General features: G+C 73.5%; 22 protein-coding genes. 10 read left to right on the top strand and 12 right to left on the bottom strand.

What is annotated here, in order from left to right; translation table 11 throughout:
* Window positions 1–46 precede the first annotated feature (46 nt).
* Window positions 47–1,684 carry an FAD-dependent monooxygenase gene (locus tag ACZ6JS_RS31150; protein ID WP_469302911.1) on the top strand — a complete coding sequence of 546 codons (1,638 nt, stop codon included), beginning with the start codon at window positions 47–49 and terminating at the stop codon, window positions 1,682–1,684.
* A 66-nt stretch (window positions 1,685–1,750) separates the two neighbouring features.
* On the opposite strand, the gene ACZ6JS_RS31145 is transcribed toward ACZ6JS_RS31150, so the two are convergent.
* Complete coding sequence (locus ACZ6JS_RS31145; protein ID WP_469302910.1) at window positions 1,751–2,116, bottom strand: DUF6204 family protein; 366 nt, start codon at window positions 2,114–2,116, stop codon at window positions 1,751–1,753.
* A 105-nt stretch (window positions 2,117–2,221) separates the two neighbouring features.
* Between ACZ6JS_RS31145 and ACZ6JS_RS31140 the strand changes: the two genes are divergently transcribed.
* The 3 genes from ACZ6JS_RS31140 (at window position 2,222) to ACZ6JS_RS31130 (ending at window position 5,738) form a co-directional block, all read left to right on the top strand.
* The gene (locus ACZ6JS_RS31140) at window positions 2,222–3,502 is read left to right on the top strand and encodes a VWA domain-containing protein (RefSeq protein ID WP_469302908.1); all 1,281 of its coding nucleotides are present in this window, start codon (window positions 2,222–2,224) and stop codon (window positions 3,500–3,502) included.
* Complete coding sequence (locus tag ACZ6JS_RS31135) at window positions 3,502–4,308, top strand: hypothetical protein (protein WP_469302907.1); 807 nt, start codon at window positions 3,502–3,504, stop codon at window positions 4,306–4,308. The genes ACZ6JS_RS31140 and ACZ6JS_RS31135 overlap by 1 nt, the downstream gene beginning before the upstream one ends.
* 239 nt (window positions 4,309–4,547) lie before the next feature.
* Complete coding sequence (locus tag ACZ6JS_RS31130; protein ID WP_469302905.1) at window positions 4,548–5,738, top strand: S8 family peptidase; 1,191 nt, start codon at window positions 4,548–4,550, stop codon at window positions 5,736–5,738.
* 115 nt (window positions 5,739–5,853) lie between these two features.
* On the opposite strand, the gene ACZ6JS_RS31125 is transcribed toward ACZ6JS_RS31130, so the two are convergent.
* A complete protein-coding gene (locus ACZ6JS_RS31125) occupies window positions 5,854–8,256 on the bottom strand; it encodes a D-alanyl-D-alanine carboxypeptidase family protein (RefSeq protein ID WP_469302904.1) in 2,403 nt (800 codons plus the stop codon).
* Window positions 8,257–8,473: 217 nt separating this feature from the next.
* Between ACZ6JS_RS31125 and ACZ6JS_RS31120 the strand changes: the two genes are divergently transcribed.
* Entirely contained in the window at window positions 8,474–9,133 is a 660-nt protein-coding gene (locus ACZ6JS_RS31120; RefSeq protein WP_469302902.1) for a lysophospholipid acyltransferase family protein, read from the top strand.
* 414 nt (window positions 9,134–9,547) lie between these two features.
* Here the strand turns inward: ACZ6JS_RS31120 and ACZ6JS_RS31115 are convergent, their stop codons facing one another.
* Window positions 9,548–9,979, bottom strand: coding sequence for a GNAT family N-acetyltransferase (locus ACZ6JS_RS31115; protein ID WP_469302900.1), 432 nt, complete (start codon window positions 9,977–9,979; stop codon window positions 9,548–9,550).
* A gap of 421 nt (window positions 9,980–10,400) precedes the next feature.
* Here ACZ6JS_RS31115 and ACZ6JS_RS31110 point away from each other — a divergent pair, with 421 nt between their 5' ends.
* Window positions 10,401–10,583, top strand: coding sequence for a hypothetical protein (locus ACZ6JS_RS31110; protein WP_469302899.1), 183 nt, complete (start codon window positions 10,401–10,403; stop codon window positions 10,581–10,583).
* A 22-nt stretch (window positions 10,584–10,605) separates the two neighbouring features.
* Here the strand turns inward: ACZ6JS_RS31110 and ACZ6JS_RS31105 are convergent, their stop codons facing one another.
* The 3 genes from ACZ6JS_RS31105 to ACZ6JS_RS31095 form a co-directional block, all read right to left on the bottom strand.
* The gene (locus ACZ6JS_RS31105) at window positions 10,606–11,085 is read right to left on the bottom strand and encodes a DUF6924 domain-containing protein (RefSeq protein WP_469302897.1); all 480 of its coding nucleotides are present in this window, start codon (window positions 11,083–11,085) and stop codon (window positions 10,606–10,608) included.
* Window positions 11,086–11,439: 354 nt separating this feature from the next.
* Window positions 11,440–12,468, bottom strand: coding sequence for an alpha/beta hydrolase (locus ACZ6JS_RS31100; protein ID WP_469302895.1), 1,029 nt, complete (start codon window positions 12,466–12,468; stop codon window positions 11,440–11,442).
* 114 nt (window positions 12,469–12,582) lie between these two features.
* Window positions 12,583–14,091: an AMP-binding protein gene (locus ACZ6JS_RS31095; RefSeq protein ID WP_469302893.1), complete on the bottom strand. Its 1,509-nt coding sequence runs from the start codon at window positions 14,089–14,091 to the stop codon at window positions 12,583–12,585.
* A gap of 116 nt (window positions 14,092–14,207) precedes the next feature.
* Here ACZ6JS_RS31095 and ACZ6JS_RS31090 point away from each other — a divergent pair, with 116 nt between their 5' ends.
* Window positions 14,208–14,945, top strand: coding sequence for a class I SAM-dependent methyltransferase (locus ACZ6JS_RS31090; protein WP_469302891.1), 738 nt, complete (start codon window positions 14,208–14,210; stop codon window positions 14,943–14,945).
* Window positions 14,946–15,046: 101 nt separating this feature from the next.
* Window positions 15,047–15,460, top strand: coding sequence for a rodlin (locus ACZ6JS_RS31085; protein ID WP_469302890.1), 414 nt, complete (start codon window positions 15,047–15,049; stop codon window positions 15,458–15,460).
* A gap of 326 nt (window positions 15,461–15,786) precedes the next feature.
* On the opposite strand, the gene ACZ6JS_RS31080 is transcribed toward ACZ6JS_RS31085, so the two are convergent.
* The 4 genes from ACZ6JS_RS31080 to ACZ6JS_RS31065 form a co-directional block, all read right to left on the bottom strand.
* Window positions 15,787–16,254: an STAS domain-containing protein gene (locus ACZ6JS_RS31080; RefSeq protein ID WP_469302888.1), complete on the bottom strand. Its 468-nt coding sequence runs from the start codon at window positions 16,252–16,254 to the stop codon at window positions 15,787–15,789.
* 70 nt (window positions 16,255–16,324) lie between these two features.
* Complete coding sequence (locus tag ACZ6JS_RS31075; protein ID WP_469302887.1) at window positions 16,325–16,768, bottom strand: DUF2267 domain-containing protein; 444 nt, start codon at window positions 16,766–16,768, stop codon at window positions 16,325–16,327.
* A gap of 45 nt (window positions 16,769–16,813) precedes the next feature.
* Window positions 16,814–17,209, bottom strand: a complete 396-nt coding sequence (locus ACZ6JS_RS31070) for a DUF2267 domain-containing protein (protein WP_469302885.1) — start codon at window positions 17,207–17,209, stop codon at window positions 16,814–16,816.
* A 79-nt stretch (window positions 17,210–17,288) separates the two neighbouring features.
* Window positions 17,289–17,723 (bottom strand): Hsp20/alpha crystallin family protein, encoded by a 435-nt coding sequence (locus tag ACZ6JS_RS31065; protein WP_469302883.1) that lies wholly within the window; start codon window positions 17,721–17,723, stop codon window positions 17,289–17,291.
* A gap of 127 nt (window positions 17,724–17,850) precedes the next feature.
* On the opposite strand from ACZ6JS_RS31065, the gene ACZ6JS_RS31060 reads away from it, so the two are divergent.
* Complete coding sequence (locus ACZ6JS_RS31060) at window positions 17,851–18,522, top strand: HSP18 transcriptional regulator (RefSeq protein ID WP_469302881.1); 672 nt, start codon at window positions 17,851–17,853, stop codon at window positions 18,520–18,522.
* 72 nt (window positions 18,523–18,594) lie between these two features.
* Here ACZ6JS_RS31060 and ACZ6JS_RS31055 read toward each other — a convergent pair whose 3' ends face one another.
* Together ACZ6JS_RS31055 and ACZ6JS_RS31050 are read right to left on the bottom strand one after the other, a co-directional pair.
* On the bottom strand, window positions 18,595–18,861 hold the full coding sequence (locus ACZ6JS_RS31055) for a hypothetical protein (RefSeq protein WP_469302880.1): 267 nt from the start codon (window positions 18,859–18,861) through the stop codon (window positions 18,595–18,597).
* A 279-nt stretch (window positions 18,862–19,140) separates the two neighbouring features.
* Window positions 19,141–20,040, bottom strand: a complete 900-nt coding sequence (locus ACZ6JS_RS31050) for a GNAT family N-acetyltransferase (protein ID WP_469302878.1) — start codon at window positions 20,038–20,040, stop codon at window positions 19,141–19,143.
* 489 nt (window positions 20,041–20,529) lie between these two features.
* Between ACZ6JS_RS31050 and ACZ6JS_RS31045 the strand changes: the two genes are divergently transcribed.
* Window positions 20,530–20,769 carry a chaplin gene (locus tag ACZ6JS_RS31045; RefSeq protein WP_469302877.1) on the top strand — a complete coding sequence of 80 codons (240 nt, stop codon included), beginning with the start codon at window positions 20,530–20,532 and terminating at the stop codon, window positions 20,767–20,769.
* Window positions 20,770–20,901: the final 132 nt, after the last annotated feature.

Genomic DNA, 20,901 nt, shown 5'->3' with positions numbered 1-20,901 from the left:
TGGAGTCAGACCGACTCCGACGGGGGCCGCACGCCGGGAGGCGCCAGTGGCGCACAACAACACGACGGACGTATTGGTGGTCGGCGCCGGACCCATCGGGCTGACCGCCGCCATCGAGCTCCGCCGGCGCGGGGTCAACTGCCGCATCGTCGACCGGCTCCCCGCCCGCCTGCCGTACGCGAAGGCCGTGGGGATCCAGCCGCGCACCCTGGAGATCTGGGACCGCATGGGGATGGTCCGCGCCGTCCTGGACGCGGCCGTTCCCATGCGCGGCCAGCTGACATACGTCAACGGCGTCGAGCAGCCCCGCATCGACCTCGTCCTGCCGCCCGAAGTGCCCTACCGCTTCGCGGCACTGCCCCAGTACGAGACGGAACGCATCCTCGAGGAGCACCTGGCCCGCTGGGGCACCGCCGTCGAACGCGGCACCGAACTGGTGTCGTTCGACCAGGACGCCGACGGCTGCACCGGCCGGCTCCGCACCGGCACCGGCGGCGAGGAGGAACTGCGCACCCGCTACCTGGTCGGCTGCGACGGCGCCCACAGCACCGTCCGCAAGGGGCTCGGGCTCTCCTTCGAGGGCGGCGCCTTCCCCGAGGAGTACATGCTCGCCGACGTCGTCGCCGACTGGGACCTGCCGTACGGGTACTCCCTGCGCGCCATGCACCTCGATGCCGCCGGCAGCGTGGACGACGTACTCGTGTGCATCCCGCTGCCGGGCCGCGGCCGCTACCGGATGTCCATGAAGGTGCCGCCCGAACTGTCCACGGCGCAGCAGGCCGCGGCCGCGGCCGACGGTGTCGCCCACGGCCTCCAGGGCGGCGGGACCCCGCAGCCGGCCCACATCCAGACCGTCCTCGACCGGCTCTCGCCGACCCCCACCACCGTCTCGAACATGCGGTGGTCGTCGGTCTTCCGCATCAGCCACCGGATCGTGGACCGGTACGGGCACGGCAGGGTCTTCGTCGCCGGCGACGCCGCGCACATCCACCCGCCGACCGGCGCCCAGGGCATGAACACCGGCATCCAGGACGCCTGGAACCTGGCGTGGAAGCTCGCCCTGGCGGTCGACGGCGCCGCCCGTCCGGGTCTCCTGCCCAGCTACGACGCCGAACGCCGGCCCGTCGGCGAGGAGGTCGTCGGCCGCACGGTGCGCCACGCTGCGGAAGGGGTGCAGTCCGACCCCGAGGACGCCGACACCCTGATCCTGCGCGAGGCCCAACTGCTCGTCGGCTACCGCGGAAGCCCCGTCGTCGACCCGCCCCGCGAGGGTCCCGGACCCCGCCCGGGCGACCGGGCGCCGGACTGCGGCGGCCTCACCTCGCCGATCGCCGCCGTCCCGCTGCGCCTCGCCGACCTGCTGCGCGAACGCGAGCACGTCCTGCTGCTGTACGGGACCGGCCTGGACGAACTCGCCCGGACGGCGCGGGACTCCTCCGGCGGACGGGTCGAGACGTGCGTCGTCCTGCCGGCCGACATCCCGCCCGACGCCCCGGAGGCCGTCGGCGTGCTGCCCGCGTACCACGACACCGGCGGCGAGTTCGCCCGCCTCTACGCCGCCGAGCGGCCGACCGCGTTCCTCGTCCGCCCGGACGGATACCTCGGCGCCCGGCTCTCCCCGCCGGACCGCGAGCGGCTGGCCGCACACCTCGCGATCGTGTTCGCCCCGGCCACCCGGTCCTGACCGGTCAGAACCGAGTCCCGGTCAGGAAGGCCCGGTCAGAACCGAGTCCCGGTCAGGAAGGCCCGGTCAGCCGTGTGCCCCGGCGCGCGCGGCTTCCCGGCGCTGTCGCTTGCCCAGCGGAGCCAGCGACAGGTCCTGGGCCTGGGACCGCAGCTGCTTGAAGCCGTACCCGCGCTCCGTCAACCAGCCCTCCGCGGCCAGTTCCGCTCGGGCCGCCGCGTCGAGGACGTCCTCCTCCACCTCGCCCGAGTCCAGGAAGCGGAACGTGAAGAAGGGGCGGGCCGCGAGGTCGTACGTGAGGTGCCCCTCGGCGGTGAACTCCGCACGCAGCATGTCGTGCTCGGGTGCGGCCGCGAGCAACTCGGCCCGCTGGTCGTCGGTCAGACCGTCGAACGCGCCGCGGACGGTGATGCGGAAGGTACGGGTACTCATCCGGGCACCCTACGCCCGGGCCCCGCCCCGCACATCCGGATTTTCACCGGTCCGCAGGAGCCTGCGTGTTTTGGATTGCCGGACGATCCTCAATACGATCCGGCGATGATCACAAGAAAACGGCTCGCAGCCAGGGCCTGCGGCCTGTTCGCCGCACTGGCCGTCGGGCTCTTCCCGGCGAGCGCCACAGCCGCCGACGGACCGGCGGCGAAGGAACCCCCCAAGGTCGACCTCGTCCTGGACGTCAGCGGCTCCATGCGGGCCAACGACATCGACGGCGGGTCCCGCATGGCCGCCGCGAAGCAGGCTTTCAACGAGGTCATCGACGCCGTACCCGCCGAAGTACAGCTCGGCATACGGACCCTGGGCGCCGACTACGCCGGTGACGACCGGACGCTCGGCTGCAAGGACACCAAGCAGCTCTACAAGGTGGGACCCCTCGACCGGACCGAGGCCAAGACCGCCGTCGCCACCCTCGCCCCTACCGGCTGGACCCCCATCGGACCTGCCCTGCTCGGCGCGGCCCAGGACCTGGAGGGGGGCAACGCCACCAAACGGATCGTGCTCATCACGGACGGCGAGGACACCTGCGCCCCGCTCGACCCGTGCGAAGTGGCCCGCGACATCGCAGCCAAGGGCATCCACCTGGTCATCGACACCCTCGGCCTGGTCCCGGACGCCAAGACCAGGGCCCAGTTGACCTGCATCGCCGAAGCCACCGGCGGCACCTACACCTCCGTCCAGCACAAGGCCGAACTCTCGGGGCGGGTCCGCCAACTCGTCGACCGGGCCGCCGACCCGGTCGTCAACCCGGTGGCGACCGAGGGCGCGAAGCAGTGCGAGGGCGCCCCGCAGCTCAAGGCCGGCCTCTACAGCGACCGCGAGACCTTCGGCGAGCACCGCTGGTACCGGGTGGACGTCCTGCCCGGCCAGGAGCTGCGTGCCTCGGTGAGCATCGGCGCCGACAGAGCCGTCAACAACGACTACGGCGTCATGCTGCGCGCCACGACCGTCCACGGGCGGGAGATCGTTCGCGGCTCCGAGGCCGGCGACGGCCGTACCGACGTCCTCTCCACCGGCCTTCGATACCCCAAGGCCGGGCCCGACGACGACTCGGACGCGGACGCCAAGCCCGCGGCGGAGACCGTCTGCCTCCAGGTCAGCAACTCCTTCTCCGCTCCCGCGTCGGTCAAGACCGCCCCCGGCATGCCCGTCGAGCTGACCATCGACCTCGTGGACGGCCCCGACGACGCCTCCGACGCCGCGGCCTTCGGCCTCGGGCGCGGCTGGTGGACGCTGGCCGTGCTGGTGCTGGCCGGACTGCTGGCCGGACTGGTGTGGGGATGGATCTCCCGCTGGCGCATCTCCGTCTGGAGGACCAACTGATGCGTACCGTACGCAGACTGACCGCGGGCCTGCTCGCGGCGGCCGCCGCCCTCGCGGTGGCCGGCACGGCCGCGGGTCCGGCCTCCGCGGACACCCCCTCGCCGAGTGCCCCCGCCGGCAAGGGCGGGGCCGGCGCCGAAGCCGCCCCGACCGAGGCGGGCACGAGCTTCCGCTCGGCCACGCCGTTCCGGCCCGGCCAGAAGGCCACGGCCGGCGCCTCCAGCGGCGACTACCTGTACTGGGTGCTTCCGGTCGACGCGCAACAGCGCGTCACCGTGAAGGCCGACATCACCCTGCCCGAGTCCGCCGCCCGGCACGGCGCCTCCACCTGGCGGCTCGACGTGTACGACGGACTGCGCCGCCGGCAGGCCTGCACGTACGGCATGCAGAGCAGGGCGGCGGCCAAGGAGGCCGCCTCGGTCGAACTGTCCTGCACCCTGCGCACGGTCCGCGCCGGCGCGGAGCCGTGGGCCAACGACCCGCTGCCGGGCAGCTACTACGTCCGGCTGACGGTCGTGGACCTGCCGGAGGAGGACCTGGGCCTGCCGGTGCGCGCGGCCGTCGAGGCCGACGTGCACGAGGAGGGGGGCGCCTTCGCGGTCGACGGTGCCCTCGCCACCCCGCTGGTCTCCGGCACGGTGACCGGCTCCCTGCGCGAGCCGGAGGACGGCTGGTCGGGCGGCTGGTGGTCGGACCGCTGGCTCTGGACGGCGGCCGGCGGAGTACTCGGCGCCCTCGCGGGCATCTTCGGGTACTCCCTGACCCGCGGCACGGGCCGCCCCTCCCGGGTGCCGCCCGGCGCCTGACCCGGCTTCCCGGGCCGGTCTCCCGCCCACGACGGGTGGTCACGGCGGCCTGCCGTGAAGGGCGGTCACGGCACCTGCTGCGACCGCCCTGCCCGCGGCCGTCCCCGGGGGCGCTGGGCCATGTGAGGACGTGCCCCTCAAGCCCTCCCGGGCCCCTTCCGAAGGAGAGGGAGGCCGCGACCGAGCACGGCGAGGACGCGGCCGTCTCCTGACGACCGACACCTCCCGGGAGTACCTCCATGCGCCTGTTCGCACGTCTGACCGCCGCGGCCCTGATCGCGGCGGCCCCCGCACTCGGCGGCGCCGCGGCCGCGGACGTTCCGGAGCCCGTCCGGGCTCCGCTCTTCGCGTCCGCCGCCGCCGTCCCCGGCAAGTACATCGTCAGCCTCGACGAAGGCGTGGACGCCGGCGCGCTCGCGGAACGACTCGGGCTGGAGCCCACGTTCGTCTACGGGTCCGCGATGAACGGTTTCGCGGTACCGCTGACCCCGGGGCAGCTGGACGACGTGCGCACCACCCCCGGGGTGCGCTCGGTGGAGGCGGACGCGGAAGTCTCCGCCCCGCCGACCCCGGCCGGACCGGCCGCGCCCTCCGCCGTCCGGGCTCCCGCACCGACCTGGGGCCTGGACCGCATCGATCAGCGGACCCTCCCGCTCGACGGCGGCTTCACCACCGGCGGCGACGGCGCCGGGGTGACCGCCTACATCCTCGACACCGGGATCGACTTCGCCCACCCGGAGTTCGAGGGCCGCGCCGAGCCCGGCTTCGACGCCGTCGGCGACGGCGGCGGAGGCCAGGACTGCGAGGGCCACGGCACCCACGTCGCCGGCACCGTCGGCGGCCGGACCTACGGCGTCGCACGCGCCGTACGCCTGGTCAGCGTGCGGGTACTCGGCTGCGACGGCAGGGGCGAGTACTCGGCGGTCGTCGCCGGACTCGACTGGGTCGCGGCGAACGCCACGCAGCCGGCCGTCCTGAACGTCTCGCTGGGCGGCGGCCGCTCCGACGCCGTGAACCGGGCCGCGACCGCCGTGGCCGAGGCGGGCACGCTGCCGGTCGTCGCGGCGGGCAACTCCGCGACCGACGCCTGCAAGGTCTCCCCGGCCTCGGCGGACGGGGTGCTGACAGTGGCCGCGAGCAACCGGTGGGACGAGCAGTCCGGCTTCTCCAACCGGGGCGGGTGCGTCGAGATCCACGCCCCCGGCGAGCAGATCGATTCCGTGCTGCTCGGCGGCGACACCGTCGCCCTGAACGGCACCTCGATGGCCGCCCCGCACGTCACCGGAACCGCCGCCCTCCACAAGGCGGCCCACCCGGCGGCAACCCCCGAGGAGGTCGCCGGCCGGCTCCTGGAGACGTCCACCAAGGACCTCCTGACCCGGACCGGCGCCGACACCCCCAACCGGCTGCTGTTCACGGACGGCATCTGACGGGCCGCGGCCGCCCGTCCTGCGCCGCCCGTCCTCCGTCGTCCGTCCGCCGGTCCGGGACCCGACCGGCGGACGGGACCCGGCCCAGCCGCCCAGCCGCCCAGCCGCTCAGCCGTCAGCCGAGACGGGTGAGCCGGGTGCCGAACGACGGCTCGGCCAGGGACCCCTTGACGGCCACCGGGACGCTCTTCGCGCCCTCGCCCTCACCCGCCGTCAGTACGGCGATCTCCGTCCCGTCCTTCGCGGTGTGCGGCAGCGGCGAGGCGCCGGTCTTCAGGGACAGCCGGAACCGCTGGCCGGGCACGCTGATCGCGTTCAGGTCCTTGACGGCGACCAACGGGGTACGGCCGCCGAGGCCGTCGTCCACGTAGCCGACGATGTCGCCCTTGCGGACGAGCGGAGTGGAGGCGAGGGCCGTCCGCACCGCTTCGATGATCTTCCTGCTGTTCGCCTTGACCAGGGCCAGGCTGTTGAGGGCGTCCCTGTCGGGGGCGGGTGCGCGCTGCTCCATCAACGAGCCGATGATCAGCGGGGTCTGGTCACCGATCGTCTTGTAGGCCGCCCACACGAAGGTGCCGCCGGCGGGTGTGCTGGAGCCGGTCTTGATGCCGTAGATGCTCAGGCCCTGCACCGTGAGCAGGTCGTTGTTGTTGACGAGCTTCTCGCCGAGGCCCTTGATGGGGGCCTCGGGCATGGCGACGATCGCGCGGAACGCCTCGTCCTTCATCACCGCCTCGGCGAGCTTCAGCTGATCGGTGGCGGTGCTGACGGTGCCCGCATCCAGCCCGCTGGGATCGGTGTACGTGGTGTCCTTCATCCCGAGTTCCCGCGCGGCGGCGTTCATCTTCTCCACGAACGCGGCTTCGGAATCGGTACCCGTGTCCCAGCGCGCCAGCAGGCGGGCGACGTTGTTGCCCGAGGGGATCATGAGCATCTTCAGCATGTCCTGCTGGCTGAACTTCGAGCCGGCGGTGAGCCCGGTGATCCGGGACTCGTGCTCGGAGTTGCCGTCCGCCACGGCCTTCGCGTCGACCCTGATGTCCGGACCGGGCTCGGTCCTGCGCAGCGGATGGTTCTTCAGGATCACGTAAGCCGTCATGATCTTGGCGACGCTGGCCGTGGGGACGGGCTTCTGCTCCCCGAAGGTCCCGATGTCACCGGAGCCCACGACGCGGACGGCGCCCTGGCCCTTGGCGGGCCACGGTATCGAGAGCTGCCCGTCGACGGTGTGCTCGGTCTCGGCGGCCACGAGCCGGGGGTCGGGCAGGGGCCGCAGCATCTGGCCGCCGATGCAGGCACCGACGAGCAGCAGCAGGATCGGCGTCCACACCTTGACGCGGCGCAGCGCGCTCCGGCGGGGGGTCTCCGGCGCGGGAGGGGTGTTGGTGAGCTCGGCCAGCAGGTCCAGCGGGGGCAGGGGCAGCGGCGCCGGGGCCTCCGGCCTGGGGCGGGGCTGGGCGGTGGGCCGGGGGCGCGCCGCGACGGGCGGCGGGGAGTCGAGGTCCTTGAGCGCGACGAACCGACTCGTCCGCTCGGGTTCCGACTCCGACTCCGACTCCGACTCGGACTCCTCCTCCCGTGCCGCCGCCCAGGACGGCACCTTCGGAGCGCTCTCGGCACCCTTCTTCCCGGGCGCATCCGGCTTGGGCTGGAGCTTGCCGTCGGCCTCCGGGGTGGCGGGTGCGCGCAGGACCTGGGTGCGCGAGTGGTCGGGCTCGGGCTTGGGTCGGGGCTTGTCGTCGGCCTTGCGGTCCGGGGTGGTGGTGCCGGGTACCCGCAGGACCTGGGTGCGCGAGTCGTCGGGCTCGCGCTTGGCAGCCGCCTCGGGCGCGGGAGCGCTGTCCGGCGTTTCCGCCTCGGTGTCGGGTGCTGCCGGGGTGTCCGCCAGATGCTTCTCGTTCGCCGTCTGCGCCCTGGACGGGGGCTTGTCGTCCGGGGCGGCGGTGGGGGGCACGCGCAGGATCTGCGTGCGGGAGTCCTCGGGGCCGGAGCCGGAGCGGTGGCCGGCCTCGGGCTTCGGCTCCGGCGTGGCCTCGGGCCGCCCGGGGGCCTCGGCAGGCGTGTCCGCCCGGGCTTCTTCGGCCCGGGCCCCGGCCTCGTCCGCGGTCTGCTCCACAGGCTTGTCGTCGGGTGCGGTGGTGCGGTGCGCACGCAGCAGCTGCGTGCGCGGGTCACCGCCGGCCTTCGCCTTCGCCTCGGGCGCGGCCGTCGCCTCGGGCTCGGCGGCGGGGGTGTCCGCCCGGGTCTCCTCGGCCTGCGCTCCGGCGGTCGCGTCCGCCCCGGCATCGCGGGCCGGCCGGTGCCCGACGTCCGCGTCCGCGTCGGCCTCCGCCTCGGTGTCCGCTCCCGTCGAGGACTCCGCCTCGCCGTCCGCCTCCGCGGCGGACCGCGAGGCCTCCGCTTCCACGGTCGCGTCCGCCGGCGCGGACGCCGCCTTCTCGGGTTCCGCCCCCGCGACGGTGGTTGCCTCGTTCGTCGGGTCGTCCGAGGAACCGTCCGTCACCGTTACCGCCTTCATCCCAGCCCCGCCTTGCGCTCACACCGTGCAGATACCGTTCGGCGGCACCCGAGAGGGCGCCGCCACACTGCTAGATGCAGGCCGCGCAGCACACGTTCCCCGAGCCCGATCTTGTGACCGTTCGGTCATATTCGGTGAGTACGGCTACTCATGACCGCGCCTCGGCCCCCGTCGACGATGGACCGCAACACCACCGCACCACCGAACGGGGCCGTCCATGCTCAGCCGAATCGCAGCCGCCCTGGTCCCCGCCTTCGGGCGGCTGACCGTCACCGCCGACCCCGGCGCCCGACCCGCCACCGGTTCCATCCTCGTGGCCAACCACACCTCACTCGCCGACCCCGCCGTGGTGGTCGCCGCGTTGCGCCGGCACGGCATCGAGCCGGTCATCCTGGCCACGGCCGGCCTGTGGCGCGTACCGCTGCTCGGTTCGGCGTTGCGCCGCGAGGGCCACATCGCCGTCCACCGCGGCACCGCCCGGGCCGCGGACTCGCTGGACGTCGCCGCAGTGGCCCTCGCCTCGGGCCGCAGCGTGCTGCTCTACGGTGAGGGCGGGCTGCCGACCCGCCGCGACGCGGGGGAGTCCGCCCCGGGCCCCTTCCGCAGCGGCCTGGCCCGGCTCGCCGCCGCCACCGGAGCCCCCGTCGTGCCCGTCGGCCAGGCAGGCTCCCGCCGCCTGTGCTCCGGCAGCGGCGCCAAGCAACTCGCCGGGGTCTTCACGGCGCCGCTGCGCCGGCCCTGCCTCCACGTGCACATCGGGTCGCCGGTGCACCTCCCCGACCGGGTGCCGGAGGCGACGGACCGGGCCCGCGAGGCCGTGACCGCCGCCTGGCGCACCGCCGCCTCCGCCGTCGGAGAGGTCTGCGCGGCCGCCTGACGGCTCGGCCTGGGCGGCGCCCGCATCCCACGTCCTCTTGGGGCACGCCCGTGTACAGCGACATGGTCCGGCCTCGTTCGTGACGCGCAGTTCGGCCGGGAGCCAGGAGCCGGATGCCTGGTCGAAGCGCCCCACCGGGAAACCCGCACCGCTACCGGCCGGTCACCCGGTTCGCCGACGAGGCCTCTCCGGCGCAGTTCCCGTTCCGCAAAGTGACCGCGAACTCCTGCGCGGCGCCGCCCCGTACGGGGGGCCGGCCGCGGGGGCCTGCGGTCGCAGCCCCCGGCAGTGGGTGTGCCCGTAGCCGCCACGTGAGCGGACACCCGGCCGGAGGGGCAGGCGAAGGCGAGCCCCACACGACCGGGGAGCGTCGACGTCCGGTCGCGGAGGCTCGCCCCCTCACCCGCCCTCGGATCAGAGGAGCGGCTTCTCGAAGCTGAAGGCGGTCACGGCCATCCGCTCGCGGAAGTAGAAGCGGTGCGCGTCGGTCCGCTTGGTCCCGGAGTCCAGGGTGAGGGCGGTGCACAGGGCGGCCCGTGCGTGCTGCTCCAGGTGCGCGAGCAGCGCATGGCCAACACCGCCGGAACGGGCGGCGGCCGAGGTGACCAGATCGTCGACGTAGAGCTTGCGCACCATGGACGTGGTGGCGACGATCCGCCAGCCCGCCGCGCCCACGCACACCCCGTCCGCGCCGTAGGCCGCGGTGAAGCGCAACCCCTGGTCCCGCCCCTCCGCGAGGACTGAGAGGAAGAGATCCTCGGTGAGGTGGGGACGCAGTTCGAGCAGCACGGGAAGCAGGTCGGCGGTGAGCCGGGCGTCACCGGGCTCCAGGTCGATGATCTTCATGGCGGCAGCGTAACGGCCGTGACACGGCGGGAGAGGCGCCCATGCGACGGCGATCTCGCGCGGCCGTGCCACGGCGCAGTGCACCGGCCGCGCGAAACGGCGTGTCAAGACCTCCCCCGCCTTTCGGCACCCCCGCCGACACGGCCGACCAGCAACAGGACCAGGAAACACTCGCCGGGCACCGCCTCGAGGCCGTACGGCCCACCTGCCGACGGTGACCGGCGACCGCGCGGAGGCCCGCGCCCTGCACGAAGGCGCCGGCCTTGCCTGTCGGTACCCGCGAAACGCCGCTACCTGCGGCCCCGGGCGGCCCGGATCGCCGAATGCGTTCGGGAGTTCGGGAGTCCGCCACGGCGGAACCCGCCGTCCGCATGCCGGACACGGGCCACGGTTGTCGGACCCCGGCCCTACTCTTGATCACGTGAGCCCGACCCCTGAGGACCGCCCGGCCCCCGAACGCACCCTCGCCGAGATCAACGCCGACATCCGCTGTCTCTTCGCGCGCGCCGAAGGCCGCCTTTCCGACGCGGAGCGCATCCGCCACGCCGCCCTGCTCCAGGAATGGGCCGCAGCCATGCGTGCCTCGGTCGTCCCGGCCGCCTGACCACCTCTCTCGTTGCCGTGGCTCAGAACGTCCGGAAGACCCCCTCGGGGTCCGCGAGAGCCTCGAGCGCGTACTCCTCGAAGTCCATGTTCGCGATCGAAAGGTTCGCGTGGACGTCGTGGACACCGGCCGGAACGGTCCGGAACGCACGGGGCGGCGGGGAGTCGACGAGTTCCCGGTAGTACTCGGGGTCGAGGCCCTCCTCCTCGGCCCCGAGGTCGAGGGCGAGCAGCGCACGGTGCGGGGACCGCATGGTGACACCGTCGGCGATGAACACCACGCTCAGGTCCTCGTCCCGGCCGACCGCAGCGACGACCGCGTCGGACGTGGCTCCCGCCCAGACGGGGTCGTCGACGAGGTGGACGTCGGCCTCGAACTCCCCGTTGACGCCCCCCTGCCGGCGCAGGGCCGCCGCCACCGCCCGCCATGCCGGCTCGTCGTCATAGTCGGTCCTGATGATCAACGCGGCGAACTCGTCACGTCCGACAACCTCGGGCAACACCTCGGCCCCTCCCTCTGAAGCGATGCCCCAGGCTACGTCCCGGCCGGCTCGTGCGACCACGGCGGCGTGACGAGAACACCGGCTCCGCGCCCCGACGAAGCCACCCTCGAGGGGCTGCGCCCCGCAGTTCCCGCCGCACGGCCGGCGTCGGCCCCGCACCCGGCGGCGAACCCGCCGGCTTCGCACAGGGGATCCAGGCCCGGGCACCTCGGCGCCGCCGGACGGGGCCGGCAACGCCCTGCCCGCCCCCACCCGCTGGGAGGCGGCCACCGAACCTTCTCGGCGGCCCGGACGGCACGCCACCCGTCGCCCGCCGCGCTCACCCTTGCCGTGCCGGTGCGACTGCTGCTCCGTTCAGGCGCTCGCGGACCGGCTGAGGACGCGCCGGAGCCAGCGGGTGCGGGCGGCGCGGGCCTCCCGACTGAGGGCGGCGTCCGGAGCGAAGCTGTCGAAGCCGTGGAAGGCCCCCGGCCACACGTGCAGTTCGGCCTCGCCGCCCGCCTGCCAGATCGCGTTCGCGTAGGCGACATCCTCGTCCCTGAACGTCTCGGCCGACCCGACGTCGAGGTAGGCCGGGGGCAGCCCGGACAGATCCGTGGCCCGCGCGGGTGCCGCGTAGGGCGGCACGTCCGGAGTGCCGTACAGATCGCCCAGCAGCGCCTGCCACGCCGTCGCGTTGGAGGTCCGGTCCCAGACGTCGACGCCGGCCATCTGGCGGCCGGAGAAGGTGTTGTCGCGGTCGTCGAGCATCGGGCACAGGAGGAGTTGGCCGATGGGCACGGGCCCGCCCCGGTCGCGGGTGAGCAGGGCGAGCGCCGCGGCGAGGCCGCCGCCGGCGCTCTTCCCGCCGATGACGATGCGCTCCGGGTCGATGCGCAGCTCCTCAGCATGGGCGGCCGCCCAGACCAGACCGGCGTAGCAGTCCTCCACCGGTCCGGGATGGCGCACCCGGGGCGCCAGCCGGTACTCGACGGAGACGACGGCCATCTGCAGAGGCAGGGCCCACTCGCGGAGCAACTGCGGAAGCACGACCGGGGCGTTGCCCAGGATCATGCCGCCGCCGTGCATGTAGTAGAGCAGCGGCAGCGGTCCGTCGAGGCCCGCGGGCCGGGCGCTGACGAGCGTCACGTCGGGGCCGCCGGGCGGCCCCGGCACGCACAGCTCGTCGACCTCGAAGCGGCCGCCGTCCCGCAGCTCCCGTACGGTCGGCCGCGGCCGCACGGCGACGTCCCGCGCCTGCCGGACGGCAAGGTTCTCCGGAGTGAACGGCTCCCCGACCACTCCGCCCGCCAAGGCCTCCAGCGCCGTCGCCAGTTCGGGGTCGAACGGGGGCGCACACCGCGCCACGGAGTCGGGTCCGAGCCCGTTTCGCGCGAGATCCATACCCCCAGTCAACCACCCGGCCCGCCCCCGCTCCCGCCCCGGGCGCGGCCGGCCGGCCACGGCGGCCGTGCACCTCCGGCCGCGTCCCGACCCCGCAGGTCGCGGTAGCCGGCGCTATGCCCGTCCCCGGCCTGTCGCCGATGTCGCCGCGCGTTCACGCAGCCGCCGCTTGTCCGGCTTGCCCCGCGCGGTCAGCGGCACCTCCCGCACCCAGAACACGGCAGTGGGCCGGTGCGCCCGGGCCAGCGCCTCTTCCACCAGGTCGCAGGCCTCGCCGGCCACCTCGGGACCCGGCTCGCAGCCGCCCGCAGGCACCAGGAAGGCGCACACCTCCTCCCCGGTGAGGTCGCTGTGCCGGCCCACCACCACGGCCTGCGCGACGGCGGGATGCCGGGCGAGCGCCGCCTCGACCGGCACGCAGTACACGTTGTCCCCGTCGACCATCACCACGTCCACGGCCCGGTCGTCGAGGTACAGGTAGCCGTCCCCGTCGAAGTGCCCGAGGTCCCCGGTCCGCAGCCATCCGTCCCGCAGGACCTCGGCCGTCATCCCGGGCCTGCCCCAGTAGCCGGACATCATCGCCGCCGACCGGGTCCACACCTCGCCCGTGCGCCCGGCCGCCACCACCGCGCCCCGCTCGTCGCGGACCTCGGCCTCCACCCCGTCGACCGGCCTGCCCACCGACGCCAGCAGCTCCGGCCGCCCGCCCACCCCCGCATCGTGGTCGGCCGGGGACAGCCGGCAGATCACCCCTGCCTCGTTCGTGCCGTAGCCCTGCCGCCACCGCCCGCCCCATCGCGTCACCGCCTCCCGCAGGCGCTCCGGATGGACCGGGGAGTCCCCGTACGAGACCACCTCCAGCCCCGGCACCTCGTGGGCCGTCACCGGATCGTCCAGCAGCCGGTACACCATCGACGTCGTCAGGTAGGTGGACACCGGCGCCAGCCGCAGACAGGCCGCTGCGAACTCCCGGGGCCCGAAGGGCTCGAGGATCTCCACCCGCCCGCCGGCCCTGAACTGCTCCAGGCACCGCCCCCCGGACCGCTGCGCCAGCGAAGTGACCGACAGGTGGTTCGTCTTCGCCCAGCCCGTCGGCCGTACGGAGTTCCGGGCCGCCATCGCCCCGAAGGTCGAGGCGACCCCCTTGGGCCGTCCCGTCGTCCCGCCCGTGTAGGTCACGCGCGCCACGTCGTCGTCCCGCGCCCGTACGGACACCGGCACGGCCGCACGCCGGCCGGCCTGCCGGACCGCCTCGTCCAGGCCCATCCGGCGCGCCCCCGTCCCGGGCACCGGCACGTCGTGCACCACCAGGTCCGGCCGGCAGTCCCGGAGGATGAACTCCAGCCCGTACAGGGCCGGTCCGGCGACGATTTGGGTCAGCCGGGCACCGAGCAGGTGCGCGGCGATCCGCACCAGCAGCACCTCGGGCCGGTTCGTGCCCGCCACGCACGCCAGCCCCGAGCCGCGTCCGATCCCCGCGTCGACCAGCACTCCGGCCAGCCGCCCGGCAGCGTCGAGCACCTCCTGGAACTCCAGAACGACCGGGCCGGTCCCGAGCGCGGGCCGCCCCGCGTGCCGCTCCAGCGCCGAGACCAGCTCCGTGACATACCGCGCGGCCACCATGTGCGATCCGCCTCTCGCCTACCGAGGGTGATCGTACGGTCGCTCCCTCCGCACCCGCCCCCACCACACCGGCGGCCCACTCCACGGAAGGCCGGCCCAGCGGCATCATGGGCGTCATGACGACCGAATCCCGTGCTCGTTCATTCAGCTCCGCGGCGGCGCGCTACGCCGCGAACCGCCCCTCGTATCCGCCCGAGCTCTTCGACACGCTGGCGGAACTGGCCGGCTTCCCCCTGGCCGGCGCCCGCGTCGCCGACGTGGGCGCGGGTACGGGAATCGCCACGTCCCTGCTGGAGGCGCGCGGCGCCCGCGTGGTCGGGGTGGAGCCAGGCGAGGGCATGGCCGCCGAGTTCCGGCGCCGCAATCCCGGCACCCCGCTGGTGCGCGCGGACGGCAACAGGCTGCCGCTGTCCTCCGGATGCCTGGACCTGCTGACGTACGCGCAGTCCTGGCACTGGACCGATCCGGACCGTGCCGTCCCCGAGGCGCTGCGGGTGCTGCGGCCCGGCGGGGCGCTGGCGATCTGGCACAACGACCCGGACGTCACGGCCGGTTGGATCGCGGAGCAGCAGTCCCGTATCGAGGCCCGGTTCGGGCCGGGCTGGTACATCAACGAACGCGCCCGCTCACAGGACGGGCTGCGGTTCACCACCCGGCACCTGTCGTGGTCGCGCCGGGTCCCGGTCGACACGCACCTGGCCAAACTGTCCACGCATTCCCTCTTCCTCGTCGGCGAGCCGGGAACCGAAGCCTTCCTGGCCGACGAACGCACCCTCCTCTTGGACCGCTTCCCCGACGGATGGGTGGAGGAGCACTACGTGGTCGAGCTCAACGTGGCCGTCCGGGGAGGGTGACAGGGGTGCCGCCAATCGGGTGAAGCGCCGGAACCCGCCGCCGCCCCACCCGTTGATCAAGGCGCTCACCCCCATGCACTCGTGTGACATAAGGACCCCTGATGCTCAAGAAGATTATGGCCACCGCCGCTGCCACCGCCTCCATCGTCGGCGCGGGCGCCGCCGTTGCCGCCCCGGCCATGGCCATCGGCAACGACAACGGCGTCAACACCGTCAACGGCAACGGCGCCCAGCAGATCTACGGCAACCAGAAGACCCACGGCGACCAGAGCCCGCAGCTCGGCCTGGTCCAGGGCACCCTGAACAAGCCCTGCATCGGTCTGCCGGCCAAGGTCAACGCCCAGTCCCTGCTGGCGCTCATCGCCAACGTCGGCGTCCAGGACATCAACGTCCTGTCCAACCCGCAGAACCAGCAGTGCACCGAGAACTCCACCCAGGCCAAGGGCGACGAGTCGCTCTCCCACATCCTGGACAACATCCCGGTCCTGTCCGGCAACCTCTCCGCCGGCAGCTGACGCAGTCCCCTCGTACGAGCCGGGGCCTCCGACGCCTGCGCGAGTGCCCACGGGGCCCCGGCTTGTTCCATCCCGATTCGCCGATCCGACGCTTCGACGCTTCGAACGGCGCGCGCCGGCCCGAACGGCCGGCGACGTGGGCACCGGACGTCACCGCACAGAGCCTCCCGCCCGACCGGGCCGGAGGCTCTGTCGTGCTCTGCGCAAGGTGCCACAAGGGCCTGCCGCCGGTACTCCCCGCCCATTCCTCCTGTGCGATCGCTCCCACCCGTACGCGAACCGGCGGCCGCGCGGGTGGCGCGGCCTCCGGGGACGCCTCGGGACGGTCAACGGTCGGCGCCGGCCGACAGCGGTCCGGTGGGCACTATGCGGCGACTGTCCGGCCCGCCGTCCCCTCTTCGCCGCGGCCCACCGGCAGCGCGGCGGGCCGCGGCGAAGTCCTGCGGGCCGCGGCGCAGGATCGTCGTGGGTGCGCTGCGCGTCTGTCCGTCCACCTCGGTGGGCGGGTACAGGCCGTCGACGACGTCCAGGAGCCGGCGGGGCTGCGGCTGCCAGTTGTAGGCGAAGAACGCGATGCCGCGCTCGTGGAGACGGCGGGCGAAGTCGAGAAGGCCGTTCAGGCCGGTGACGTCGATGAAGCTCAGACGACGCATGTCGCAGGCCACGACGGCGACGCCGTCGTCGAGGGCGGCCTGCGCCTCGTCGAGACAGGGTCGGGTGTGCAGGTCGAGCTCACCGGCAGGGGCGAGGTGCACGGTCGGCCCGTACCGCCTCATCGGCATGCGGAGGTCCATGTCGTCTCACCTCGCGGTGATCGGCTGGTTCTGGGGCGCTCCCGGCCCGGCTCCCCACGGGAGCGCGGCATCAGGCGGCGTGCTGGGGCTGCCGCAGTTCGGCCTGGCCGAAGAGGAGTGCGTAGCCTGCGGGGAGTTGGCGCAGGATGCGGGAGAGGAGGTCGGGGCCGGCGAGGCGGGCGACGACGGCGAGGACGGCTCCGGTGTCCCAGCGGGCGATGGCGGGGGTGGTGGCGGATCGGGCGGCGATGTCCTTGACGAAGCCCCAGCCGGTGAGCGGGTCGGTGGCGGGGGTGTGGGCGGTCAGGGCGAGGGCGGCTTCGACGGGCAGGGCCTGGGCGAGGTCGACGCGTTCGTCTCCGGTGACCTGTCGGCCGAGGGCGGCCAGGACGGTGCGGACGGCTTCCTCGGCGCGTTCGCGCGTGGGGTGGGCGCCTTCGTGGCGCACGCGTTCCAGCATCTGGTCGAACGACATGGCCGTGACGGGCGGGTGCGCTCGAAGCTGGTCGTACATGGTGCTGCGGCTTTCTCTTGAGGGCCCGCCGGGCGGGGCGGGCTGTCAGGTGGGCCGGGGGTGGCCGAAGAGGAGGTCGTAGCCGGGCGGGAGCTGGAGCAGAACCTCGTGGAGGAGGGTGTCTCCCGCCGCTGCGGCGACGGTGGAGAGAACGGCCCCGACATCCCACAGGGCGGTCTTCTCGGTGGCGCCTTCGATCCAGGCCGCGGTCGCGCGGACGAAGCGCTCGGGCGAGAGCGGCTCGGCTGCCTGCAGGGGGTTGAGGAGGATCAGGGCGTACGTCTCGGGCAGGCGGGCGGCAAGCGCGGCCCGCACGGTGCCGACCAGGTGCGCCCCCAGCAGGGCCAGCACGACGCGGGCAACGCGTTCGGCCTCTTCCCTGGTCCGGTACTCGCCGCGTTCCTGAACGTGGTCCAGGAACGCCTCCTGGCGCATCGGCATCACGTCACCTCCAGGGGGAGGGGGCGGAGGACGGGTGCCGGAGGGGAGGGTTCCCGTCCTCCGCGGCCGGGGCAGCGGGTCAGCCGGAGATCTGCTTGCGGTCGGACTCGCCGCCGATGGCGATCTTGCGGGGCTTGGCGCGCTCGGCGATCGGGATCCGCAGGGTCAGGACACCGGCGTCGTAATCGGCCTCGATGCGCTCGGTGTCCAGGGTGTCGGCCAGCATGACCTGGCGGGAGAAGACACCGAGGGGCCGCTCGGAGAGTTCCATCTGCACGCCGTCGGACTTGCCCGCGGGCCGGCGCTCGGCCTTGACGGTCAGCATGTTCCGCTCGACGTCGATGTCGATCGCGTCGGTGCTCACGCCGGGCAGGTCGAACGCGATCACGTACACGTCACCGTCGCGGTAGGCGTCCATCGGCATCACGGACGGCTTCGACCAGGTACCGGTCGTACCGGACAGCTGCTGGAAAATCCGGTCCATCTCGCGGAACGGGTCGGTGCGCATCAGCATCGCGAAACACCTCCAGTCGGTTCAGGCAGGGACTGCCCATGCGCTTCAACGTGCTTCCGTTGTAACATGTCATCGAAACGATGACAAGTAAGCAGTCATCTGGAGGATGACAATTCGGGAGGGTGTCATGAGCGAGGCCGCCGAGCCGCCGACACCGGTCGACTTCCTCGCCGCGGCCGCGGCGCTGGAGGCCATCGACCGGGCCGTCAGGGACGCACAGCAAGCGGGCGCGGGATCAGCGGAGCGCCCCTCTGCAGGGCCCGCGCAGGACTCGGGACCGCACCCCGCCCTGGCCGCTCTTCTGATGCTGCGCGAGGTCCGCGAGCAGCTCGCCGGCTGGGAGAGCAGCCTCATAGAAACCGCCCGAGGCCAGGGAGCCAGCTGGGCCGACCTGGCGGGCCCCCTCGGGGTCGCCAGCCGCCAGGCCGCCGAACGCCGCTACCTGCGCCTGCGGCCCGGCACCGCCGGAACCACCGGCGAGGAACGCGTCCAGGCCACACGCGACAGGCGCGCCGCGGACCGCACCGTCACCGCCTGGGCCCGGGACAACGCGGCCGACCTGCGCCGGCTGGCCGGCGAGATCACCGCCCTCACCGGCCTGCCCCCCAGCGCCCAGGCGGCCGTCGACGACCTGAACGCGGCCCTCGCCGACGACGACGCAGCCCGCCTCGTGCGGCCCCTCACCGACACCCGGCCCCACCTGCGGCCCGAGGATGCCCCCCTTGCCGAGCGAATCGAGGCCCTGAGACGGCACACCGACCGACTCCGCCGGGACACCCACGAGCAGCGCAGCAAGTGACCCGCACCCACTCGGCCGGAGGCCTGTTCCGTCGTCGGCGGCAGGCCCTTCAGGGCTGTGGACCGGAGGGTGTCACGAGCTTGCGGCGTGTCTGCGTCGCTGCACGATCCACCGGTGGACGGGAGGCGTCAGGCCGGCGCCGACGATGAACCCGAGTGCGACGCTCTGGCTCGCGACCGCGATGGTCCCGATGAGTGCGCACAGGGCCAGGCCGGTCACGACCAGCCCGGCGACCTCGACGCGCCGGGACAGCCGATCGAGCCATCTCGCGGTCGAGAACGTCACGAGGTACACGGTGGAGCCGAAAGCGGCCGACGCCAGAGCGGACAGCGTGGTCATTCCCCGACCTTTCAGATTCGGAAGCCGACAGTCTTATCCGGCCGTCACGGCCGGCCGTACTCCCTGGTCGGGATCGCTCGACTGCCGGTCCGTACACCCGCAATGAGCCTTGTCCAGACCCATGTTGAGGCGCTGGGCGCCGGCCTGCGGCCCCTGCACGGCCGTAGATCCCGGACGTTCACACTCTCGCACGGCGCCGGGCAGCGGCAAGCGGTCCGGGCCGGCCCTCGGGCCGAATCTTCGGACCGGGCCGGACCGCTCACCGCGGGCTGTCCCTCGCTAGGCCGCCTGGCCCACCGGGTGGAAGTTGATGCGTTCCCTGATGACGGGGAAGCCGGCCTTGGCGAAGTTCGCGGCCATGGGGAAGTTGCCCTGGTCCGTCGCTCCGCCGACGTACCCCGCACCCTGTTGGACAAGGAGGTGGGTGCACTCCGCGAGGAGGTCGTAGGCGTAGCCGTGACCGCGCTGTTCCGGGACGACTCCGATGAAACCGATGGTCGGGCCGGAGGGGTTGTGGGCCGGGATGTGGATGCCGGCCAGTTCGCCCTCCGGCGTGTGCGCGATCTGCCACCACTCGCGTGGGGAGGGGCACCAGTGGAAGAAGTCGAGTTCCTCCTGGGCGGCCTGGTCGAGGCCGCCCTCGTCGATGGCCTTGAGCGCGTGCGCGTCCAGAGTGACGGAGTGGATGCGGCGCAACGCGTCGAAGAACACGGTGTCGTCGGGTTCGGCGCTGAAGCGCAGGCGTCCGGGCCGCTCGGGCAGCCCTCGCTCGGGGGTCCAGCGGTACAGGAAGCGTTCCACCAGGATTTCGTACCCGGCGGCTCGTGCGGCGGCGAAGCGCGTCTCGGCGGCGGCCTGGAGGCCGGGGGTGTCCCGCCAGCCGCCGGGAAGGTTGATCTCGAGTTCGACCCGCCAGGGAGCGGAGCGCAGGAGTTCGGCCCCGGCCTCCTCCTCGCCCTCGGCCACGTCGAACCAGTTGATGTTGACAGGCTCCGAGTCGTCGGGGCCGCCCCACCACGCTCCGCGTGCGACGATCTCGCCGTCGCGCAGGGCGACACGCTGCCAGTCGGGGCGGAACCGGGTACGCCGATGGCTTTCACGGGCGCCCAGTGGGTCGGGGAGTGCGTCGAAGAGATGAGCGTCGCTCGCGGAGAGCGCACGGATGACCAGATCGGTCATGGATTCCTCCGGGATACAGGCTGCTTGGAGCGCTCCCGGTCAGAACTGACGAACCACGCCGGGACAGAGGAAGAGGGAGCGCTGGAAAAGTGTGAACTGCACCGCACTCGCCTCCTTCCGTTCATCTCTGGGCGTTGAGCCACACAGTACGTGCTCCTCCGGGGCTCGTGCACGGAATTTTGTGTCCCGTGAAGGAGAGGTTCGCGGGACGATGCAGAGCGCTCTCGGGGCATGGCGTATCGCCCGGGCCCGACAGCCGTCCCAGCCGGCTGGGACACCGGTACCGCACTGCTGCAGCCCCGTGGAGCCTTCCCCCGAACCCGCCGTGATGAGCCCGTTCGGGGGAAGTCGGGGCCGGGGGCCAAACCCTGTGTGCGGGCGCTGCGAAGCACGTGCGTGAGGGGAGCCGGCAGGGGTTCCCCCGTCTCCCCTCACCGGCCGCCGCGGGGCCTCCGCCCGGCCGGTGCACTCTTGAGGGAGGTAGTTCACATGGTCCGTGTGCGACGAGTGGTGGCGGTGGCGCTGGCAGCCGGCGCGGTGGTGGTCGGCGGCGCGTCGACGGCATCGGCCGACGCGGGTGCGCAGGGCGTGGCCGCGTACTCGCCGGGTGTCGGCTCGGGCAACCTGATCCAGGTCCCCATCCACATCCCGGTCAACGCCTGCGGGAACACCGTCAGCCTTGTCGGGCTGCTGAACCCGTCCTTCGGCAACACCTGCGCCAACGCCTGATCGACCACCCACCAGGCCCCGGTTCTGCGCCGCCAAGACGGGGCGGCGCAGACCGGTGACCCCGCCGGCCACGCTGCTGCGGGGTGCGTGTCGAGCGCGCCCCGCGCGGTGAGCCGGCCGGGTCGGCTGTGG

It is taken from the genome of Streptomyces sp. NPDC046349, assembly GCF_055587885.1.
The sequence above is the reverse complement of the archived record's forward strand: the minus strand, read 5'-3'. Positions and strand labels throughout refer to the sequence as shown.

What these genes read in the sequence shown, in the direction of transcription:
- ACZ6JS_RS31060 (WP_469302881.1), top strand. Translation starts at nt 17,851, where the DNA reads ATGAGCGAGGCCGCCGAGCCGCCGACACCGGTCGACTTCCTCGCCGCG.
- ACZ6JS_RS31120 (WP_469302902.1), top strand. Translation starts at nt 8,474, where the DNA reads ATGCTCAGCCGAATCGCAGCCGCCCTGGTCCCCGCCTTCGGGCGGCTG.
- ACZ6JS_RS31095 (WP_469302893.1), bottom strand. Translation starts at nt 14,091, where the DNA reads ATGGTGGCCGCGCGGTATGTCACGGAGCTGGTCTCGGCGCTGGAGCGG.
- ACZ6JS_RS31075 (WP_469302887.1), bottom strand. Translation starts at nt 16,768, where the DNA reads ATGTACGACCAGCTTCGAGCGCACCCGCCCGTCACGGCCATGTCGTTC.
- ACZ6JS_RS31115 (WP_469302900.1), bottom strand. Translation starts at nt 9,979, where the DNA reads ATGAAGATCATCGACCTGGAGCCCGGTGACGCCCGGCTCACCGCCGAC.
- ACZ6JS_RS31070 (WP_469302885.1), bottom strand. Translation starts at nt 17,209, where the DNA reads ATGCCGATGCGCCAGGAGGCGTTCCTGGACCACGTTCAGGAACGCGGC.
- ACZ6JS_RS31065 (WP_469302883.1), bottom strand. Translation starts at nt 17,723, where the DNA reads ATGCTGATGCGCACCGACCCGTTCCGCGAGATGGACCGGATTTTCCAG.
- ACZ6JS_RS31145 (WP_469302910.1), bottom strand. Translation starts at nt 2,116, where the DNA reads ATGAGTACCCGTACCTTCCGCATCACCGTCCGCGGCGCGTTCGACGGT.
- ACZ6JS_RS31055 (WP_469302880.1), bottom strand. Translation starts at nt 18,861, where the DNA reads ATGACCACGCTGTCCGCTCTGGCGTCGGCCGCTTTCGGCTCCACCGTG.
- ACZ6JS_RS31125 (WP_469302904.1), bottom strand. Translation starts at nt 8,256, where the DNA reads ATGAAGGCGGTAACGGTGACGGACGGTTCCTCGGACGACCCGACGAAC.
- ACZ6JS_RS31130 (WP_469302905.1), top strand. Translation starts at nt 4,548, where the DNA reads ATGCGCCTGTTCGCACGTCTGACCGCCGCGGCCCTGATCGCGGCGGCC.
- ACZ6JS_RS31050 (WP_469302878.1), bottom strand. Translation starts at nt 20,040, where the DNA reads ATGACCGATCTGGTCATCCGTGCGCTCTCCGCGAGCGACGCTCATCTC.
- ACZ6JS_RS31085 (WP_469302890.1), top strand. Translation starts at nt 15,047, where the DNA reads ATGCTCAAGAAGATTATGGCCACCGCCGCTGCCACCGCCTCCATCGTC.
- ACZ6JS_RS31080 (WP_469302888.1), bottom strand. Translation starts at nt 16,254, where the DNA reads ATGGACCTCCGCATGCCGATGAGGCGGTACGGGCCGACCGTGCACCTC.
- ACZ6JS_RS31045 (WP_469302877.1), top strand. Translation starts at nt 20,530, where the DNA reads ATGGTCCGTGTGCGACGAGTGGTGGCGGTGGCGCTGGCAGCCGGCGCG.
- ACZ6JS_RS31100 (WP_469302895.1), bottom strand. Translation starts at nt 12,468, where the DNA reads ATGGATCTCGCGCGAAACGGGCTCGGACCCGACTCCGTGGCGCGGTGT.
- ACZ6JS_RS31140 (WP_469302908.1), top strand. Translation starts at nt 2,222, where the DNA reads ATGATCACAAGAAAACGGCTCGCAGCCAGGGCCTGCGGCCTGTTCGCC.
- ACZ6JS_RS31090 (WP_469302891.1), top strand. Translation starts at nt 14,208, where the DNA reads ATGACGACCGAATCCCGTGCTCGTTCATTCAGCTCCGCGGCGGCGCGC.
- ACZ6JS_RS31135 (WP_469302907.1), top strand. Translation starts at nt 3,502, where the DNA reads ATGCGTACCGTACGCAGACTGACCGCGGGCCTGCTCGCGGCGGCCGCC.